This is a genomic window from Sphingobacteriales bacterium (genome assembly GCA_016700115.1).
Lineage (GTDB): Bacteria > Bacteroidota > Bacteroidia > Chitinophagales > UBA2359 > UBA2359.
The window spans coordinates 4,143,608-4,165,248 of the sequence record CP064999.1; the positions used below are offsets into that span (position 1 = coordinate 4,143,608).

Here is a 21,641-nt window from a genome sequence, read left to right on the forward strand (position 1 = left end):
TACTTTTTTATCTGCTATCTTGTTCCATTTCTTCGAGTGATACTTTTTTGCTATGTTGAGTGACCATGAAATTTTTTTTGGCTCGTTTCACCTGTAACAAAGCTAGTAATTGATTGAATACAAAGTAAGGTAAAATCCAAATCGCCTGCCAAACCCGACTCGGTGCTTTGCTTAGATACAGAACCCAAAAAATATTACCTGTAAAAATTGAGATGGCCGCAGTTTGAAACAAGGACATAAAAGGCCAAGTAAATAACAAATCAAAAAGGGCTAAAATTATAGCTCCTAATAATAAAATAAACATGGGTGGCAAAAAAGAGAACAAACCGAAAATTAAGCGGTTTGGGTTTAAATTAATGATCCCCGAAAATATAAGCGATATTGATTTTGGTATGTTTTCAAAATATGCATATAACCACCGCGTTCGTTGTCGTTTTACCTGAGTTGCGGTAGTTATTTTCTCATCATAAACTAAAGCATTCCGGGCAAATGCAATTTTGAAATTGTTTGACAAAAGGTGATATTGCAACATTTTATCTTCGGCTACTATGACACTTTGTGATTGTAACAAACGATTTATGGCTGGACTATTTAAAAACTCGGAAAGAATATTTGTATCAATCGCCATTCCTGAACCGGCTATTGTAGAAGATGACCCCAACAAATAAGGGACATATCGTTCGATATAGTTTTTATAAATTTCTCCTAAAGCATCAGCACAGGCATATATAGTATCCAGGTTTTTGGCTACTCTCCTACCCTGCACTGCTTTATACCCTTCTTGTAGTTTGCTATTCAAAACAGATAAAAAATTTTCGGCTGCCAAATTATCGGCATCAAAAATGACTGTAAATGTATGCGGTCGAATAAACTGAAGAATCGCATACCTGATAGACATAACCTTCGAATGAAGACTTTTTTCCGGAATTAGCACTTTCAACTTCTCATTTTCGAGTTTGTGATTACTTATTTCATTCAAATTGCAATCGTCAGCAACTAAATAAATGGTGTAATGAGGGTAATTTTGTTTTAATAATGCCTCAACAGCCGGCAACGTCAATGTAAAATTCTGATACGCCGTTATAATACAGCCGAAATCGGTTTGAATTTGCGAAACAGATGGTTGAATTTCTTTTCTTTCAGCATTTCTTTTGGGAGACAAAAAAGATAAGAGTACCATTACAAATGGAAAAACCAAGCAAAAGAAAAATATATAATTGACTAAATAGACTAAGTATGTGAAGACAGACTCAAAAAATAGACTCATTTAAAATAACTTTTTATAAGCATGGCTAATGCAGATAACATGCTCTTCATAAAATGCGCCAAAAAAAATTCCAATATAACTCCAGTATAAAAAAAGTGGAGAAAAATGTTTGTAACAATATGCTATTAATTCACAATCAAAATACTACAAACCATAAAGCATCTCAAAAATAAACTAAAAAACAAAGATTAAACAGCAACTTGTTTTGAGGCTAAAGAAGGCAGGTTGTTGTTATCTATATGTTTAAAATGCCAGTAAATGGCAGCAAAAAATGACTTTAAATAGGAAGTTTGCCGTTGCAACAAAAAAATCAATACGGTTTTTGGAAAAATCACAAGTGCAAAATAAATTATGAAAAGTCCAAAATTTAAAGGAAAAGAATTGCGACGCATAAACAAAATGCGGTTACGGGTAAGGTAGTAAGTCTTAACTGGGCTTTCTTTACCAACAGACATCGATTCTTTATGATAAATCACTGCATTCGGTTCAACCATAATTTCAAATCCGGCCTTTCGAATTTGTTCGCACCAATCCAGTTCTTCGTAATATAAAAAATATAGTTCCGGCATTTCTCCAACCCTTTCAATCACTTCCCTTTTAACCATCATAGCAGCCCCATGTGCATAAAATGTTTGAACGGCTTGGTTGTATTGACCGGTGTCAATTTCAAATTCTCCAATTGTATGGTTTCTCGCAGTAATCGGATGCAAACGAGTATAGCCTGCATATTGTATCAAAGATTGTTTTTGAAATTCGGGGGATTGGTAAAAGTTAATTTTGGGGCTAACTACTCCAACTTTTAAGTTTTTCTCAAATACTTCCAACAATTTTCCGATACAGTCCTTATTGAGTTCTGTATCATTGTTGACAAAAAACAAGTAGTCTCCTTTAGAAGCTCTTAACCCCAAATTGTTGCCGCCTGCAAAACCATAATTTACTTCACTTCTGATTACATTAACAGATGGATACATTTCCTCAATGTGTTTGGAGGGATTTTCCAAAGACCCATTGTCCACAACTATAACTTCAATGTTGCTATACTCCAATTTTTCAACAGATGATAGTAATTGGCAGGTAAGCAGTGTTTGGTTAAAATTTACAGTGATTATTGAAACTAAAGGCTCTTTCATTATGAAACTTATTGGCTTTTAGACCGCTTCTTTTTGTAGCATAGCGGGCAAGGTCAATAAAATGATTTTTATATCGAACCAAAAACTGCACTTTTCGGCATACATATTATCAAGTTCAATACGCTCAATAGCTGACATTTCTGAATTACCTCTTTTAGTGATCTGCCACAAACCGGTAATACCTGCAGGAGCTAAAAACCGCTTTGACCATACATCTTTGGTAAGTTGTTCTGCTTCATATAATGGTAATGGGCGGTTACCAACAATTGACATATCGCCCTTTAATACATTGAAGAGTTGGGGCAATTCATCCAAACTCGTTTTTCTTATAAACCATCCAACTTTCGTTACTCGAGGATCATTGTTTATTTTTACAAATGTGGTTTCTGCCTCATTTGAAACAGAAGTATTATTTTGGTTGTATTGATTGAGATGTTGAAGTTTTGTCAGTTCAGACTCAGCACTAATTGTCATAGATCGAAACTTAAAAAAATCAAAAACTTGATAACCGGTTCCGGCACGTTTAGATTTGTAAAAAACTGGGCCTCGGGACTCTATTTTTATTGCCAAGGCAATTAATGACATGATTGGTGCAAAAAACAACAGGGCTGAAAAAGCAAAACAGACATCAAAAAATCTTTTAAAAAAAGGAATCCTTCCGGTAAAAAGTACATCATTGTCTGTTTTCAATAAATACCTAACAGGTTTAATTTGTTTCAACCAAGTAATTCTGTCATCAATTTCATTCCAATCTAATGGATAAATATAGCAATCATCCACAAAAGAAGTGCTTGCCATTTTTTTTAGTAACCCGGGGTCTTTCTTAACATCAGATTCATCAGCAACTACAATAAAGGGCAATTTCTGAATAACATCACTTTGCTCTACCCAAATGGACAATTCATTGCTGTATTTAACAAAATAAGAATAGTCGCAGATTATTGCATGTGGCAAATGATTGGGTACATCAAGATTAGTGCCAAACCATGATTGATTTAAATTTAAGGGATTGCTATAAAAAGGCAAACAGTTTTCTGCACTTGAAAACCTATTTAAATTACTACCCCTCTCTAATTCAAATTGGTTATGAACAAAATACAAATACTGATTATTTTTCCTATTAACATTAGTCTGTTGTTCGGAAAAAATGTTTAAGGGTTTTAAAATTCTTTTTCTGCTTTCAGATTTAAATATGATATTCATGTTTATAGGGTCTTAAAATTCTAAAAATTCTGAGCATAAACTCTTTTACACCTAAAAAGGTCCAATCAAACTTTACAAAAAAAGTTGGATTGACAACTATGTAAAATTTCTTGCTTAGCTCAATTTTGCTTAAAAAGGCTGTTAATTCAAGGCAATGTGTTTGTTTAGGGTAGAAAAAAGTTCAGAAGGATTGAATGGTTTTTTTAAAAAAGCGTTTCCACCCAATTTAAAAAACCGATCTACTTCACCAAGTTTATCAGTTCCTGATAAAGCCACTACTGGAATTGAACGATAAAAACCGCTTTTTCTGAGGTTGTCTAAAAAATCAAACCCATTAAAATGTGGCATATCAATGTCCATCAAAATTAAATCAGGAAGATTGCCAAAATCTAACCAAACCATTCCCTCCATACCATCTTTGCGTGTGGTTACGTCAAATTGTTTGTTTAACATACAGTTTAATAGAGTCCGTGTACTTTTGTCGTCATCAACGACCAAAATTGTTTTGCGTTTCATAAAAAAGTTGTTTGGGTGAATAAGGGTTTAGCAATTTACTGCACAATTGTGTTTAATAAGGGAGTTATATAGAAAGTCTCAAAATATTCTCTTGATTTTAAAATCATGTTTAACGTTTGATTACTTTTTTCGTAGTTACAAATTTTTCTGTTTCAATTTGTAAGAAATACAATCCTGTCGGGATTTCTTCCATATTTATTTGTAGGCTTTTTATTTCTGAGTCAATAGTTAATTCGGGATAAATATTTTTTACCAACCTGCCTTGATTATCAACAAGGCGGAGTATTACCCCATCTTTTAATGGTTGTTCAAATGTCAATTGGATTTTTCCTGATGTAGGATTCGGAAATATCAAAACTTCATTTTTTTCAAATTCAGCAAGCTGTTGGGAACTTTCTGACTCATATTTTCCCGAGGATTGGTTTCCTTGTCCATTACCTCCTGAAGTTTGAGTTCCTAAAATCTCGATTGCAGATATTTTTCCGGCATTTGTAACCGCTGAAAATTGAATATTCAACACACCATCATTGATTAATATATTATCAAACTGTTTGATGACCGCAGTATTAGGTGCTCCGGCATCTGCAATAATATCGTAATTCTGTAATTCTACATCTCCACCTTCCATGTTGACATTAAAAACTCTTTGCCCGGTAGTTGTCCAGTAAATTTCTGCAAAATGTAGCTTAACAGTATAAAGTCCTGATGAAGGCACGGGTATTTGATAGGTCAGATTATTAACCCAGCCCAATCGCTCGGTTTGGTATAAAGCATCATTTGTTGTATTGTCTATTGAAGATAGCGTAGCAAAGGTTCCATCACCTGCAAAATAATTATCTGCATCAAATACATTACCTTGTGAATCAGTAAAAGCCCCACCTCCACAATTTAATCGTATAGCTACATTACTCCCACCTCCAGTTGGAGCACTAACAGTCAAAGTAAATGTTTGAGTAGCTAAATAATTAGATGCCTGCCCATCGTTGGCAGTAATGATAAAAGTTTGGGTGCCAAATAAATCAAGTATTGGAGTAATAGAAACTTGTCCGGTTGAAGAGTTGATGCTGACATTGGCAAAAACAACCGAATCCGGAGACAGTGAATAGGTAACTACTTGCGATAACTCGGTAGGTGGAACTGTTGCCGGAGTTACCGTAATTGTTTGTGGTGTCGAAAAATTGGCTGCAACGTTTATATTATTTGTAGAGAGGGTAAACGCCGGTGGTGTGTTGGCAGGAGGATTAGTGCCTCCACCGGTACTTCCCAATATTTCTATAGCTGAGATTTTTGAGGCATTGACTGAGGCTGTAAAATTAATATTTAACATTCCGTCTGTCACTGTAACATTATCAAACTGTTTGATTACAGCAGTATTTGATGCCCCTGCATCTGCAACGATATCATAATTGTTTAATTCTAAAGGCCCACCTTCAATATTTACACTAAAAATCCTTTGCCCAGGTGTAGTCCAATATATTTCCGCAAAATGTAGTTTTACAGTATAGTTGCTGCTGTTAGGAACCGGAATATTGTAAGCCAAATTACCTGACCATCCATATCTTTCACTTTTGTAAAGCGTTTGATTTGTTGTGTTGGTTATAGTTGACAAGGTCAAATAGGTTCCATCACCAGAATAGTAGTTATCAGCAGCAAACACATTACCATTCGTATCTGTATAAGCACCTCCTCCACAATTCAGACGGATTGCAATGGGAGTTTCTCCACCGGTTGGAGCAGTTACTGTCAAAGTAAAATTTTGAGTTGATAAGTTATTAGTAGCTTGTCCATCGTTTGCTGTGATTGTAAAGGTTTGTGTCCCGAATAAATCCAGAACCGGAGTGATGGAAACTTGCCCTGTAGTAGAATTGATACTGACATTGGCAAAAATAACCGAAGCCGGTGTTAAAGAATAAGTAACCACTTGAGATGCTTCGGCAGGGGGCACAGCTGTTGGATTTACAGTAATTATCTGTGGTGTTGTAAAGTTGGCCGGCACATTTATATTGTTTGTCGAAATGGTAAATGAAGGAGGAGTATTGACAGGAGGATTAGTGCCACCTGAAGTACCCAATACTTCAATGGCTGATATTTTAGCTGCGTTGACATTTGCCGTAAACTGAATATTCAAAACTCCATCTGTAACATTGATATTATCAAACTGTTTCACGACTGCGGTATTAGCTGCGCCAGCATCAGCAATGATATCATAATTGCTTAACTCTACCGGACCACCTTCAATGTTAGCACCGAAAATTCGCTGACCTGAAGCAGTCCAATAAATTTCTGCAAAATGAAGTTTTATCGTATAACTGCCGGATTGAGGCACCGGAATACTGTAAGTTAAATTGCCTGCCCATCCGTAACGTTCACTTTTGTATAAAGTTTGGCTGTTAGTATTAGCAATTGCAGATAATGTAAGTGAAGTTCCATCACCTGTAAAGTAATTATCGGCAGCAAACAGATTGCCATTGGGATCGGTATAAGCAGCACCTCCACAATTCAAACGTATAGCAAAAGTATTCCCTCCAGGGTTTTGTGGTGGTTCTACTGTCAAAGTAAAAGTTTGAGTGGCAACGTTATTGATAATTTGCCCGTCATTGGCAATGATGGTAAAAATTTGAGTTCCGTAAAGGCTGGGCATTGCCGTTATTGTTACCTGACCTGTGCTGTTGTTAATATTCAAAATTGCAAAGGTAACTGATGGAGGAGATAGTGTATATGTAACAGTTTGTCCGGTTTCAGCAGAAGGAACAGCAACCGGAGTTACCGTTATGATTTGTGGCGTTGCAAAATTAGCGGGTACCGTTACACTTGAAGGTGAAAGACTAAAAACAGGAGGTGTATTGGCGGGAGGAGCTGGGGGCGGTTGTACAACTGAACTATTACAATTCATTGCCCAGCAAACCGCAGCATCGAATAAATTCCAACCATTGGTGTTTAAAGTTCCGGCTGTATTGTTATTAAGAAAGAAACCCACTCTTCTTGCAGGAGCAACTAAACTGTTAAACATAGTAGTGCCAGTTTCATAAGCAAATATGGTAGCTTTATTAGAAGTATTACTCACTTTTGCTATTATCGTAGCCTGTGAATTAGGAACACCCCACATCATTTTTTGGCCGGTTGAATATACAGAAACCGTTCCTGTTAATCCGGCTGCTATTGGATGTGTAGCATTAGAAATGGTTAAGTTTGTAGAATTATTAGTCTGTTGCCCAAAATGAGTTCCCGACGTTGAGTTAGTCATACACATATCGTCAAATATCCACGCTTCCCAACTTAAAAATGGAACAGGTACATTCTTAAACATTGCTCCAATAACATTGGCATCAATTTCTGAAGAGACAACTACCAAACTTTTACCGGTTGCACTGGCTGAAGATGCATTGGATTGTGTTACAACAGTAACTGTATAACCACTGCTTTGCAGTCTGTTTTTCACAGCAGTTTCACCGGTATTTAATGTAGCACTTTTAACAACAAATAAAACATCAGGAGTCGGTGGGGCAATACCTTCCTGAGCAATAATTTCAATAGCTGCAATAGCAGAAGCATTAATTGTTGCAGTGAAATTGATATTTAATATTCCATCTGTGACAGAAATTCCCGAATATGATTTTAGAACTGCCTGATTTACACCACCTTGAGCAAAAATATCAAAACCAGATTGTTCAGCAGGACCACCTTCAAAATTAATGTCGAACAATCTTTGTCCGTTTGCCGTTGCTGTTAACTCTGCAAAATAAAGGTTCACCAAATACAGGCCTGATTGAGGAAGAGGAATATTGTAACTAAGCCCGTTTGCATAACCGTTTCTTTGGGTTTGAAACAACTCATCATCCGTACTATTGTTGATTGGGGTTTGTATCCAAGTTGTAAAAACAGAGCTGTTTTCAGAATAAAAAGCGTCAGCAGCAAATATCTTCCCGTTCAATGCTGTGTATTCTCCACCTCCACAATTTAACCTGATTGAAAATGGCTCTACAGTTCCCGATAAAGCAATGCTGATAACAGATGTCTGACCTGAATTTCCAACTAATAAGGTTCCTGTTTGTGATCCGTTTGAAGTAGGGGTAAAATTAATCTGAACAGTAACACTTTGACCTGGAGCAATAACCTTAGGTAATGTTCCTGTTGCAGAAACAGAAAATGCACTGCTTCCTTCCAATGTATAACTTGTCAGTATCAGGGATTGGTTTCCCGAAGAATTAGTAAGAGTTATCGTTTGATTATAAGAACCTCCGGATGTAACTAAAGGAAAATTTACTGTAGAGAGATTTGAAGTTAAGTTCCCTTTTTGCAAAACAATGCCTGTAGGAGTGTTTGAAGTAAAAAAGTAAAACCGCTCCATTTTTCCATTGTTAGCTGTTTCAGCAGTGTTGGCTGAACCTGAAGCGATAAAAATATTGCTATTGTTAACTATTGCCTGTGTTCCGTGCCGGTTGTCTGTCATAGGGTTCAAAGTCCGCCAGGTTTGGGTATTAACATCAAACGCTTCTACCTTTTTATTGGCAGTTGTCTGGGTTGGGTGTGTTCCTCCAATAACAAGAATTTCATTACCCATAACTGCAGATGCGGGGGCTGAACGAGGGGTTGGTATATTTGCACTTGTTGGCAAAGTAGTCCATGTACCGGTTACCAAATCAAAAACATCAACTTCAGATATTCCGACAATAGTTGAATTAACAGCACCGGTTTGATGCCCCCCTAACACATACAATTTATCATTGACAACTACTGTCTGAAAATGCGTTCGCGCTCTTGGTGCATCAGGCAAAATAGTCCATGTATTGTTTAAAGGATCATAGACATCCATCCATGGCACCCATCCGGAAACATGCCCGTTTGTAATTCCACCAACTGTATAGATTTTTCCATTATATGCAACAGAACCGGCAGCACCTCTTTTTCTTGCATCAGGGATTGCTGAACTTATCCCCCAGACATTGGCAACCGGGTCGTAATAATACATGTTTGAAACCGGGGTTTCGTTTGGATAATTTCCGGTAAAAGCAAACGGAGCAAAAATTAACCCGTTCACTTCAACTGCTTGAAAATGATGAATTTCAACGGGAGGAGTTGCTCCGGTACTCCAACTGTTTGTTGAAGGCTGATAGATATTTACGGGTAAAAGCCCTCGCCCGCCTAAAAGATAAAAATTATTACCAGACTGAACAAAAGCATTATCTCTTCTTGCGGTTAGTTGAGAAGTACATGTGCCCGGATAACCATTGCAGTTAACCGGTTGCCAAACACCTGAAACAGCTAATGGGTCGGGTTTTAGGTCTATAAAATCCCATGTAGTGCTAAAAACTGCACCACTGCCGGCTGAGGTAGAAATAATACCAACTGCCAAAACATTGCTAATCCATGATGCAGGAATAGATATAGCAGTTCCCAAATTTATTCTGGCACTTCCGTTGACAGAATATGCAGGTTGAACAGTCAGTGTTGTTGGATTAATGATTAGAAATAAATCAACCCAATTTGTTCCTAATACAGGAGCTGAAAAAACGGTAGAATTTGAAACAATATCATTTACTTCTTTTACAACTTCAATACCACCCAATCCGGCATTGGCATGAATAACTACTTTAAGGTAACTACTTTGATTTCCTGTTCCTATAAATATACCCAATGACTGATTGTTAACCGGAGTTATCCCTGCAAAAGGTGCTTTGATTCGACTGCGCAACGTATAAGGATAATTGATGCCCTGCACTTTCACACCGGACTGAAAAGCATATTGCTGGGTATTAGTTAATCCAAGTGCATTCCCATCTGAAACTTCATCAACAGTTAAAACCCCGGCTGCTCCTCCAATTGTCATATCTTCGAGGTTATACTGTGTCAGATAATTAGTTACCCCATTCGTCATTAGTCCTTTAAAACCTGTATTTTGAATTCCACCCGCCTGAATACCATTATTATCCCAGGTTATAGAAAATGGCATCTGTTGATTGTTGCCATTTGAAGAATCAATAGCGAAGGCATCATTTACATCGAGAATCCCATCGTTATCATCGTCAGTATCTGCAAGGTCTGAAACAAAATCACCGTCATTATCATTCGGTTTGCTTGCAGCCGAACATGGATTTGTATTGTTGAGTAATTCATCCGCATTGGTAAATCCATCACCGTCTGCATCGCCTGATGGAGGCAAATTGTTGGGTTCGCAAACAGAACCACCTCCTTCATAATCATTGGGTTCAAAGATGCTGATAGGAGCGTTTCCAAAAACATTGGCTGTCCAGATCGTACCAGGAAATGGTCCCGAATCCCCTTGAGCAATAATATCTAAGGGTAAACTTGATAAACCGGAAAACAACTCTGTTACACCTCCGGAAATAACCTGAGTACCATCATTATTGAGCTTAATTCTATAAACTTTATTATTCCATGATACTGCCAATAAGTCTCCTTTCATGACAGTACCAAAATTTCCTGCTGTATATTCACAAATTCCGTTTGTCGAAGCACCGATTGTAGTTAAAGACCCATCGTTTACTCCCGGATACAAATATGTACATTCAACTGGGTTTTCCATCCCCGGAGGAACAGGTGATTGAGGATTGGTAGAATTGTAAGTATTGTTGCGATTTCCTCGAGTCAGGTTGGGATGCCCTCCATAATATCCCTGTCCACTAACTAAATGTAATCCATCAGGTTGAGAAGTTCCGGGTTCAGAAACGGCGTAGATACAGGAAGATGGAGGTCCGCCCCAACCCCCATTAGGGCCATTATCAAAAGTGTACATTTTTCCCAATTGGGTAACAACAATATCATAAGGATTTCTAAATCCGGAAGCATAAACCTGAACTGGTCCTCCTGGAACCAACATTGCCTGATTTTTACCATCATTTCCACCAAAAGGGTCGTTGGCATCAGTAAATCCCGGAGTTGTGCTGATATTGGTCCTGTCTTCATCGTCAAGAGTCGGCAAATCGTATGTAGTATTTCCGATTGCGGTCAGATTTACTGCTAAAATTGCTGCTGAAAGTGCATATTCAGGATGAAAAACGAAATTAGCAGATAAGGCTCCCATATTGGTATGTCCTCCCTGCGCCATGTATAAAATGTTGGTTGTTTCGTCGAGGTACAAACCATTTGTTGCATGGTTTTCTTCTGAGCGTGGAAGCCCTCTAACCAAATCAGTTTTAACCCATTGAGAACCATTCCAATTCAATCTGTGCAATATTCCGGAATTTGTATCCAAATTAGAATCTCCGGTATCCGGACCTGCACCTATTCTGGGGTCGCTGGAAGAAATATAGATAACTGGCAATAATGCCGTTCCTTTTACTAATAACCCTGTAACCTGTCTTCCCCACACCGAAGTTGTTATTGAACCATCGTCATTGCGGTTTGGCATTTGCGCAATCAGGTCTATCTGTTCGGAGTTAGTAATTACATAATTATTGGCAGCAACACGTTGGATGGTAAAAATCTTAATGATGCCATTTTGTTGAGCAACATATAATCGTCCATCCGGTCCAAATTGTAAAGAAGTAGGGTTATTTAAACCTGTTCCGGCCAGCGTACTTGAGCCAAATCCAACCGAAGTTTGCGCTTTAATTTGTTCAAGGTCTGAGATAAATATAAAAGCAGCAATTATAGCTAAATATTGAGCGAAAGCATACAAATTAAGGCTTGATACTAAACGCCTGTTTTTAATTTTAAAAATAACAGGGAAATGTTTTTGGAAATCCTGTAAGATTTTTAATTGTTTGGGTTTTGAATGTAACATTATGAGCGGTTTTACGTAGCATGTAAAATTTTCGCCAAAAATAGGTACATTCTGACAATCTGATGACACTACACTCGATATGTTTACAAATCTTGCATAAATAATGACTTTTCAATTGTAAGTTTTAAACCGATATTCCTTATATATAAAACTATCATTCGCAAATATTTTTTTTATTAACTTTTGTTTGCAATCAGTTATTAGTGAAAATTAAATGATTACAGATTATAAAAATTTAAGCTTAAAATTCAAAAGCATGAACAATAAGCGATTCATTTTTTTAATAGTTTTTACTTGCTTTGTCCTATTTAAAAAAACAAAATCAGATAAAGCACATCTTTATATGAGCACGAAACAAGTTTTCATACATATACATCATTGTTGATTTAAAGTAGCCTTAGTATGAAATTGACAAATTAAACGTACTTTTGCGGCATGATGAATAATATTAGAAACTTTTGCATCATTGCACATATTGATCATGGAAAAAGTACGCTTGCCGATCGTTTGCTGGAAGTAACCAAAACTATTCCGGAACGTAAAATGCAGGCACAACTTTTAGACAATATGGATCTTGAAAGGGAACGTGGCATTACCATTAAGAGCCATGCCATTCAGATGAATTATTTACATTCAGACGGACAAAAATATGTACTCAATCTGATTGATACACCGGGGCATGTTGATTTTTCTTATGAAGTTTCTCGTTCCATTGCAGCTTGTGAGGGAGCTTTGTTGTTGGTGGATGCAACTCAAGGGATTCAGGCACAAACAATTTCCAATCTATATTTAGCCATAGAACATAGTCTTGAAATCATTCCGATCATCAATAAAATTGATATGGAAGGTGCTATGATTGAAGAAGTGGCCGATCAGATTATAGATTTGATTGGATGTAAAAGGGACCAAATTCTCGAAGCAAGTGGTAAAGCAGGCTTAGGTATTCAATCTATATTAGATGCAATTATTCTAAGGGTTCCTGCACCAAAAGGAGACCCGGAAGCTCCTTTACAGGCTTTGATTTTTGACTCTGTATTTAATTCTTACAGAGGAGTAATCGCCTATTTTCGCATCATGAACGGCAGGCTGAAAACCAATGAAAAAGTAAAATTTGTTAATGCCAACAAAGAATATCAGGCAGACGAAATTGGAATTCTTCGGCTTGATTTGGAGCCAAAGCCATTGTTGGAAGCCGGCGATGTAGGATATATCATTACCGGAATTAAAAAATCAACCGAAATTAAAGTTGGTGATACCATTACCACTGTTCTAAACCCATGTTCTGACTACATCCATGGTTTTGAAGATGTAAAACCTATGGTATTTGCCGGAATTTATCCGTTAGACTCTGATGATTATGAAGACCTTCGGGATTCTCTGGAAAAGCTACAGCTCAATGATGCCTCTTTAGTGTTTGAACCTGAAACTTCAATCGCTTTGGGATTTGGTTTCAGGTGTGGTTTTTTGGGCATGCTACACTTAGAGATTGTACAGGAAAGGTTGAACCGTGAATTTGATATGGGTGTCATCACCACAGTTCCAAATGTATCTTATCGAGCTATGACAAAGGGGAAGAAACCTGAAATGATTACAGTGAATAACCCTGCAGATTTGCCCGATATAGGAACTTTGGAATATGTTGAAGAGCCTTATATTACAGCACAAATCATCACAAAACCCGAATATATCGGTAACATCATGAAGTTGTGCCTAGACGAAAAACGGGGCACATTAAAAAACCAGCTCTACCTAACTACTACAAGGGTAGAACTCAGTTATGATATGCCTTTGGGAGAAATTGTGTTTGATTTTTATGACAAACTCAAAACTGTTTCGCGCGGCTATGCATCTTTTGACTATCATATCACAAGCTATAAGCAATCTGATTTGGTTAAACTGGATATTTTGCTCAACAGCGAGAAAGTAGATGCTCTCAGTGCTTTAATTCACCGGTCAAAAGCCTATGAATTCGGCCGGAAAATCTGTTCAAAACTTAAAGACCTTTTACCTCGTCAACAATTTGTTATCGCAATTCAGGCAGCAATCGGTGCAAAAATTATTGCACGGGAAACCATCAGTGCTTTGCGAAAAGATGTAACTGCAAAATGTTACGGAGGGGATATTACGCGAAAACGCAAACTGCTTGAAAAACAAAAAGAAGGGAAGAAAAAAATGCGGCAAATTGGTTCAGTAGATGTTCCGCAGGAAGCATTTCTGGCAGTATTGAAACTGAATAATTAACGCTTTGATGTAATGTTTATGGAAAACATTGATGCTGTTCGTTTGCATTTCAGCCCTGCAAGTCTCTGGATTCTCAACTTTTGTTTGGGATTTATAATTTTTGGGGTTGCTCTTGAACTGAAAATCAAACATTTCCGAACTGTTTTTTCCCATCCAAAAATTGCGGCTATTGCTTTAGCGGCGCAATTAGTGGTTATGCCGCTGATTACCCTTTTTATGGTCTTTTTATTCAAACCCATGCCAAGCATGGCTTTAGGAATGTTTTTGGTTGCCGCCTGTCCCAGTGGTAGTGTTGCCAACTTCATTTCGCTAAATGCTAAAGCCAATGCCGCTTTATCGGTCAGCCTGACTGCTTCGTTTACCATGTTAGCCCCTTTAATTACACCCGCTGTCTTTGCTTTTTGGGGAAGTTTATATCCACCGGCAGCCGAATTGATGCGATCTATTCAAATCAACCTGTTTGAAATGTTTTTCACCGTTCTACTGGTTCTGGGCATACCTTTATTAGCCGGTTTGTATATTTCTGAAAAACATAACGTTACTGCTGAAAAAATCTCTCCTGTTATCAAAAAAATATCTTTGGCCATTTTTTTTGTAGTCATCTTAGCTGCACTTGTTTCCAACTTCGAGTATTTTATAAAATACATCCATTTAGTAGCTTTTTTAGTGTTTGTCCATAATTCTTTAGGGTTTGGAAGCGGATATCTATTTGCACGAATTTTTGGACTTAGTGAGTATGATGCACGAACTATCTCCATTGAAGCGGGAATACACAATACCGGACTTGGTTTGATGTTAATATTCAGTTTTTTTAACGGATTGGGTGGAATGGCAATCATTGCTGCCTGGTGGGGAATTTGGGATATGATTGCAGGATTGGCACTATCCTATTACTGGTCGAAAAGACCTCCGGTTTTAACAAACTAACTTTTATTGATATCGAGCCGTATGACATAAGACAGATTGCTTCTTATCTTACAATAGAGCAAACTGCAATTTCGTTTTATCTGCTATTTTGACATTTCTAAATTTTTTTGTCTTTTTTATCGAAATTTGCAACAAATCTTTTTCAATGTTTTTTAGATTTTGAAAGAAGATTTAACCCGAAAAAAGAAAACTTGAGCGCAGTCAATATTTAATAGCTACTATTTTGGTTTAATTATGGTTGTAAGAATACTACTCGTCATTTCGGCAATATTTGTTTTGCTTTTGGTTGTTGCTTATTTTTTGCCTTCGTCTTTTAAAATTTCCCGGTCCCAATCAATTCAAGCAGATCATGGAACTATTTATAATTATGTCAATGATCTTAAAAAATGGAATGACTGGACAGCCTGGAATATTGAAAAAGACCCAACTATGAAAGTTTCATTTGGACCTGTTTCTGAAGGAACCGGTGCATCTCAGTCTTGGGTTGGTGAAAAAATGGGAAACGGCAGTTTAACGATTACAGAAAGTTATCCTTTGGAAGGCATCAAATATACAATGATGATGAGCGATAAGTTTGAAATGAATGGGCAAATCCGATTCACACCGGATATAGAAAAAAATCTTACTCAAGTTGAATGGATTACTTCCGGCAGTATGGGTAATAATCCGGTTTTCAGATATTTCAGCCCTTTTTTGGACAACTGGATTGGCAATGATTTAGAAGAAGGTTTGAAAAAATTAAAAATTCTGTCTGAACAATCTTCGCCTAATTCTATAAAAACTGACACTTTACAAAACCTAATCCCTAAAAAATAAATTTACGATTACCCGGCTATGTTTAAACGACAAAGTATAATTTTTGCCTTTCTCTTTTTGAATGGAATTGTTTTTTCTGCATTTTTTAACCAATCCTTTGCTGATGGCTTTAATATTAAAGTCAAGGTAAAAGGGTTTGCAGACACATCTTGCTATTTGGCCTATTACTATGGAAGTAAAATTCTGGTTAGTGATACATTTAAGGTGGATTCTAAAGGCACCGTTGTTTTTAAAGGTGAAGAAAAACTTCCGGGCGGAATTTACCTTGCTGTATATCCGGGTAGTAAATATTTTGAATTTTTAGTAAATACCGATCAGCAAAATTTTAGTTTGGAAACTGATACACTCGATTTTATCGGAAATATGAAAGTAAACGGTTCACCTGACAACTCTCTTTTTAATGAATATCAACGTTTTTTAACCTCAAGACAAAAGAATTTAACCGGTCTCAAATCGCTGAAAGACAAAACGGAAAATGAAGATTCAATTGGAATTTTAGACAACAGAATGCGTGAAATTGAAAAAGAAATTAAAGAGTACCGTGAAAATATCACCATTTCCTATCCTTCGTCTTTCCTTGCTGCAATAATTAACTCAATGTGGGAGCCTGAAGTGCCCGAAACGCCAAAAGATGAAAAAGGCAACCCCATTGATCCTCAGTTCCCCTATAAATATTTTAAGGCTCATTTTTGGGATAAATTTGATTTTTCTGATGAAAGGTTGGTAAGGACCCCTTTATTTCAGAATAAAATTAATTTTTACATTGAAAATCTTACCGTTAAACATCCCGATTCTATAAATGTTTCGGCCGATTTTATCATTAACAAGGCAAAAGCCAATAAAAATCTATTCAGGTACGCTCTTTCACAAATAGCCTATACTTATGAAACCTCTAAAATTATGGGGATGGATGCTGTTTTTGTCCATTTAGCTCAAAAATACTACCTGAAAGGAGATGCATTTTGGATGGATTCTACTAATATGGCGAAAATGAACGAACGGGTTGCTAAGCTAAAATACAACCTTCTTGGATTGACAGCACCCGAACTTAAAATGCCGGATTTAAACAACAATCCTTTTTCGCTTCACGCCGTAAAATCAGACTTTACCCTTTTGGTTTTCTGGGATTACAACTGTGGGCATTGTAAAAAAGAAATGCCGGAACTGATAAAACTCAACGACCATTTAAAGGAGAAAGGTCTTACAACCATTGGTATTTGTACAAGGGTAGAAATAGATGAAATCAAAAAGTTTGCCGAAGAATACCATTTGCCATGGCTGAATGTGTATGACCCCTATAACAGAACCAGATTTCGGGAAATGTATGACATTTACAGCACCCCTACCCTATACCTTTTAGACAAAGACAAAAAAATTATCGCAAAACGAATCTCCCCGCAACAAATTGAAGAACTCATCAACAACCTTTCCGGAGGCAAACAAAATGTCCCCATGAAACAGGATGACGATCAATAATTTCGCTTTAATGTTTGAGTTCACTAAAAAAGACAAATTCAAGATTTAGACGGCAAAGGATTTTCTATGAATGTAAAAGCCCATATAGTAATATTTGCCTCCCAATACGGTGCTCTCCGTCTCATATTTGAGCCAATACTGCTTAAAAGTTAGGGCTTAGTCAGAATCACCCCTATATCCCCTGCAGGGACTTTTTGCTTGGTCTCACCAACATTCTATGATCACTTTAATTTCTCTATCTGACAATAAAGGTAGAGTGAATAACCGGTGCTTCCATCTTTGCATTTACACTAAAAATCATTTCTTCGATGCATCCTTGTTGGTCATTCAGCCGCACCCATAATTTATCTGGCAGTATTATATGTACTGAATCGAGGTCTAAATTAAATGGGATAGTTTCTGGAAATCTGTTGATAATCTCTTGATTAATTGAATCTATGTATTTGGCCCGAAAGTTAAAATCTATGTCAAAATGTAAAATGGTTTCATGGTAAAAAAACAATGCGGGATAGGCATATAATAGTTTGTTGCTTTGTGGGGACATGGTGTAAGTATAGCCTGATAACAAATTTATACTATCAATTAACATACCGGATTGGAAGTTGATTTTGTATAAATCAGACAAATTATCAAAAATAAAAAGCAGATTTCTGCTATTATCCAATATGAATGGAATTCCTGTATCATAATCTCTTGTGCCAAACTTAAAAGTATCTCTCCATTCTTTTTGCCAGACTTCGTACATGATACTTCGGTTTTTTCTGTAAAACTCAATTGTGTCGTTTTCTTTGTTGCTACAAGAAAACAAGACTATAAAAATAAAAAGCCCTATAATATATGTGTATGTTTTTTTCATGGCAAACTATCTTCTAAAATCATTAATATTCCTATCCATAAAGTACTTTTGTGTCCATCCTTGTTTTTGTCGTCTTTCAAAAGTTTTATTCCAAAATGGCTTCAACTCCATAAACATGTTTACCCTGTTTTCATACAAATATCCGGAAGTATTTAACATAGCATCGTGGTGGACACGTTTAATCTCTCTAACGCCTCGCGTTGAGATAGATTGCATATTCAATTCTACATGCTGCGATTCATGCTCGAAGGTGCCGGCAATGTTGGCGAGTTGTGTGCCGAAGTCGTCAAAGCCATTGGCGTTGTATGTAGCAGGTATTGATATATTAAAAGACAAGTAGTTTTCTGAGGTTCCGTTTAGTGCAGCATCTATAATTCTTTCGCTAACTGCTCCTTCTTTTACTATAGTAGGCTCTTTCCCTTTCTCATTGTGGTAAACCTGTGTTTCTCCATTGGCAATTCTGTTTTTGGTTTTTTCTGCATCAAAAGAAATCGAAACATGTCCAAATTTGCCACCTTCCCCGTATAACGCATGAAATTTTTTGCCTTCTTTTGTAGATGACCATAAATTATAAGCTGCCTTAGCTACCTGATTGTCTTTAAAATTGGTTCGTATGGTATCTCCTAAAATGTCGCTATATAGTATGGGGTTGTTTGCCATAGCAGCATAACTGCTGATATTATAAGTGGGTTTCGGGTCTATCTGCCACCACCGCCCCATTTGAGGGTCGAGGGTGCGAAACAGGGCATGATTTACATGCAGCCCAAAATCTTCTACCAACTCAATACCGTTGTATTGAAAGTTATTCGCCCTACCCTAACTGCTGCTTCAAAGTTAGGAGATAGTTTTTGGATGGGCAAGCCTTGTTACCCCTAAATCCCCTGCAGGGGACTTTTTGCTTGTTTCGTAGGGGAAGCTGTGGGTTAAGGGGTCAACAATAAACGGTTTTGTACAGTCTGTTTTATTGATTCAAACACTGCTTTTGTATCTTCAATAACAGCTTCATTTGTAAAACGTATGACTTTAAATCCGAGTTGTTCCAGTTCTACAGTACGAGCAACATCGTATTGGTACTGTTCTTTAATTTGGTGGATAGAACCGTACAATTTCAACAACTAAACCTGCCTGATGGCAATAAAAATCGGTATGTAATACAAAAGGGGGTGTCGTCTTCTGAATTTGAACCCACAACATTGGTTTTTGTATAAGTACTGCCAAAGCATCGCTTCTGCAGGAGTAGGGTTTGTACGTAGTGTTTTTGCATATTGAAACAACCATGGTAGGGCATTTGCAAATTGGTTATCAGGTTTGTTTTCGGGTAACATAGGTTCAGTATATGATTTTAATTTTGGTGAAGTTGGTAAATAAAATAATGAATTGTATTGTTGCCTAAACATTATCTGTATTTACTAACACTTGATAGTATAAACATATTTAAGTCCCCTTCAGGGGATTTAGGGGTAGAAAAGGGTCGAGGGTGCGAAACAGGGCATGATTTACATGCAGCCCAAAATTTTCTACCAACTCAATGCCGTTGTACTGGTAGTTGTTCGCCTTTACCCCAACTGATGCTTCAAAGTTATGAAAAAGTTTTTGAATGGGCAAGCCTTGTTACCCCTAAATCCCCTGCAGGGGACTTTTTGCATGCTTCGTTGGGGGAAGGGCGGTAATGTTTGAGAAGATAAGCGGCATTGAGTTGGTAAAGAATTTTTCCTTTGATAAAGTTATGTAAATTTAAACCGAAATCACTGCCTACACACTGATTGTATTATAAAAATCACTTGACAATAAAGACGTATTTAAGTCCCCTTCAGGGGATTTAGGGGTAGAAACCTGCTGACGCTTCTTAATTTACAGGTTCGTTTTTTTAGAGTTTGCGGCCGGTGGCGGTGTGAGCCAGGTAATGGTTTTGCCGTCGGCAAAGGTAACTTTGCGGGGCAGGTTGAGGTGGTTGTAGCGAGTAGTGATGCCTTTGATATCAGTTGTATAGAATCAAAAAAATTAATTCTCAATGCCATTCGGCAAAACTAAAAGATTTCACATAGTAACCTCCTTTTTCTTCTTGAATTTCTATCTTAAAATGCCATCTAGTTTTTTTCTTATACACGCAATTGTAGTTGGATAGATAAACAACTAAGTGTATTGTTTTCTTTTTTGCTTTGTACTTTACAATGAATAAATCTCTTTCATTTCCTGTGTTAACGTCTATGGGTTGCTTATAAATTACAATAGCCTGTAATGGAATACCCCGTGGGAGCGAATCGACAGAAAATAAAAATTCTGTTTTTTTTATCTTTTTTGTCATATCAATTATTCTAATCGCTCCTCTATCCTCTGTATTCCTTAACGACAGTAATTCTACTATTGGTTCGATGTTAAGAATACGCTCTAATAGGTGCAGTTGTTTTTCGTTTTGTGAAAACAAACTAATACAATGAAATAAGTGCCAAGCTAAAACTATAAACGATTTGCTCATCTTTACTTTTTTATAGGTGGTATCAAAGTTGGATTTTTTTTAGATTCGTCGCTCCCGACTATTTTTCCTTTTTCAGGATTAAAGTAGTGGCCATCTTTCAGAAGATGATAGTTTTGAAGTCCCGAATTAACAAAATCTGATTTGTCTGGTCCTAAAGGATAGAATGGGTATAATGCTTTTGCTGCCTCATTTCCTTCATCATACTCTTTAATCATTCCTCCTTCAAGCGGACCATTGACTAATTTCCCCTCTTTGTTTAAAATAACATCTAAACCATCAAGAGGATCTCCATAATGAGTAAACTCATTTACAATTGTTGATGTGAGAGTTATCGCAATAGCAGATTTTAATTTGTCATCTATGCTTTCGTTTGAAATATATGAATTGAAAATACTAACTAACTTTTCATTAAAGAATATGGTATTGCTATCCCAATCATATTCACCAAGTTGTTTTTTATCATCGAACTCTTTAAAAGCTATAAGGGGTCCATCACCTGGTGTTGTAGCTTTTTTAATGGCAGATTCTGTAAGTCCACCTACGCTATATTTATATAAAACATCTTTTACGGTTTGATTGTTAAGAAAAAAATTGCCAATAGTATTATTGATGTACTTGTAAAATTCAGGATATTTTTCCTGAATCCAGTAAGGAACTATAAATTCTCCATCCGGATCCACAAAAATCATAGGATTATTAGCAACATAAGTATAAGGACATATATGCACATACTTCTCCGCCAAAGGATCAATCTGCCCCCACCTGCTGATTTGCGGGTCGTACCACCTTGCACCATAGTCCATCCAATGCAAACCGAAATCTTCGTTCAATTCTTTGCCGTTGTACTGATAATTATTCCCAACCCCGTCGAAGGTAGCAGATAGTTCTTCTATCGGCAGCCCGAAGGGATAATAATTCGTTTGTTGCAGGATTTCGGCCGTTCCGTCGTTGTCGGAGTCGGTGAAACAGATGCGGGTGTTGGCTTTCAT

Annotated in this window: 16 protein-coding genes; 4 read left to right on the forward strand and 12 right to left on the reverse strand. The window is 37.0% G+C overall.

Features of this window, described 5'->3' with window-relative positions:
- Positions 1-7 precede the first annotated feature (7 nt).
- The 5 genes from IPM47_14735 to IPM47_14755 form a co-directional block, all read right to left on the reverse strand.
- Complete coding sequence (locus IPM47_14735) at positions 8-1,162, reverse strand: glycosyltransferase (GenBank protein ID QQS28116.1); 1,155 nt, start codon at positions 1,160-1,162, stop codon at positions 8-10.
- 293 nt (positions 1,163-1,455) lie between these two features.
- A complete protein-coding gene (locus tag IPM47_14740; protein ID QQS28117.1) occupies positions 1,456-2,397 on the reverse strand; it encodes a glycosyltransferase family 2 protein in 942 nt (313 codons plus the stop codon).
- Between the two features lie 18 nt (positions 2,398-2,415).
- Complete coding sequence (locus IPM47_14745) at positions 2,416-3,195, reverse strand: sugar transferase (protein ID QQS31488.1); 780 nt, start codon at positions 3,193-3,195, stop codon at positions 2,416-2,418.
- A gap of 546 nt (positions 3,196-3,741) precedes the next feature.
- The gene (locus tag IPM47_14750) at positions 3,742-4,116 is read right to left on the reverse strand and encodes a response regulator (GenBank protein QQS28118.1); all 375 of its coding nucleotides are present in this window, start codon (positions 4,114-4,116) and stop codon (positions 3,742-3,744) included.
- A 109-nt stretch (positions 4,117-4,225) separates the two neighbouring features.
- The gene (locus tag IPM47_14755; GenBank protein ID QQS28119.1) at positions 4,226-11,860 is read right to left on the reverse strand and encodes a T9SS type A sorting domain-containing protein; all 7,635 of its coding nucleotides are present in this window, start codon (positions 11,858-11,860) and stop codon (positions 4,226-4,228) included.
- Between the two features lie 438 nt (positions 11,861-12,298).
- On the opposite strand from IPM47_14755, the gene lepA reads away from it, so the two are divergent.
- The 4 genes from lepA to IPM47_14775 all read left to right on the forward strand — a co-directional run bounded on the left by lepA (position 12,299) and on the right by IPM47_14775 (position 17,320).
- The gene (gene lepA, locus IPM47_14760; protein ID QQS31489.1) at positions 12,299-14,101 is read left to right on the forward strand and encodes an elongation factor 4; all 1,803 of its coding nucleotides are present in this window, start codon (positions 12,299-12,301) and stop codon (positions 14,099-14,101) included.
- Between the two features lie 18 nt (positions 14,102-14,119).
- Positions 14,120-15,028: a bile acid:sodium symporter family protein gene (locus IPM47_14765; GenBank protein ID QQS28120.1), complete on the forward strand. Its 909-nt coding sequence runs from the start codon at positions 14,120-14,122 to the stop codon at positions 15,026-15,028.
- A gap of 234 nt (positions 15,029-15,262) precedes the next feature.
- A complete protein-coding gene (locus tag IPM47_14770) occupies positions 15,263-15,844 on the forward strand; it encodes an SRPBCC family protein (GenBank protein ID QQS28121.1) in 582 nt (193 codons plus the stop codon).
- An 18-nt stretch (positions 15,845-15,862) separates the two neighbouring features.
- Positions 15,863-17,320, forward strand: a complete 1,458-nt coding sequence (locus tag IPM47_14775; GenBank protein ID QQS28122.1) for a DUF5106 domain-containing protein — start codon at positions 15,863-15,865, stop codon at positions 17,318-17,320.
- A 235-nt stretch (positions 17,321-17,555) separates the two neighbouring features.
- Here IPM47_14775 and IPM47_14780 read toward each other — a convergent pair whose 3' ends face one another.
- The 7 genes from IPM47_14780 to IPM47_14810 form a co-directional block, all read right to left on the reverse strand.
- Positions 17,556-18,176 carry a hypothetical protein gene (locus tag IPM47_14780; protein QQS28123.1) on the reverse strand — a complete coding sequence of 207 codons (621 nt, stop codon included), beginning with the start codon at positions 18,174-18,176 and terminating at the stop codon, positions 17,556-17,558.
- A gap of 6 nt (positions 18,177-18,182) precedes the next feature.
- On the reverse strand, positions 18,183-18,956 hold the full coding sequence (locus IPM47_14785) for a hypothetical protein (GenBank protein ID QQS28124.1): 774 nt from the start codon (positions 18,954-18,956) through the stop codon (positions 18,183-18,185).
- A gap of 143 nt (positions 18,957-19,099) precedes the next feature.
- Positions 19,100-19,291, reverse strand: a complete 192-nt coding sequence (locus IPM47_14790) for a DUF559 domain-containing protein (protein QQS28125.1) — start codon at positions 19,289-19,291, stop codon at positions 19,100-19,102.
- On the reverse strand, positions 19,292-19,501 hold the full coding sequence (locus tag IPM47_14795) for a DUF559 domain-containing protein (protein ID QQS28126.1): 210 nt from the start codon (positions 19,499-19,501) through the stop codon (positions 19,292-19,294). It abuts the gene before it with no gap.
- 109 nt (positions 19,502-19,610) lie between these two features.
- Entirely contained in the window at positions 19,611-19,781 is a 171-nt protein-coding gene (locus IPM47_14800) for a hypothetical protein (GenBank protein QQS28127.1), read from the reverse strand.
- Between the two features lie 403 nt (positions 19,782-20,184).
- Positions 20,185-20,652: a hypothetical protein gene (locus IPM47_14805; GenBank protein QQS28128.1), complete on the reverse strand. Its 468-nt coding sequence runs from the start codon at positions 20,650-20,652 to the stop codon at positions 20,185-20,187.
- Positions 20,653-20,654: 2 nt separating this feature from the next.
- Positions 20,655-21,641, reverse strand: a complete 987-nt coding sequence (locus tag IPM47_14810; protein ID QQS28129.1) for a hypothetical protein — start codon at positions 21,639-21,641, stop codon at positions 20,655-20,657.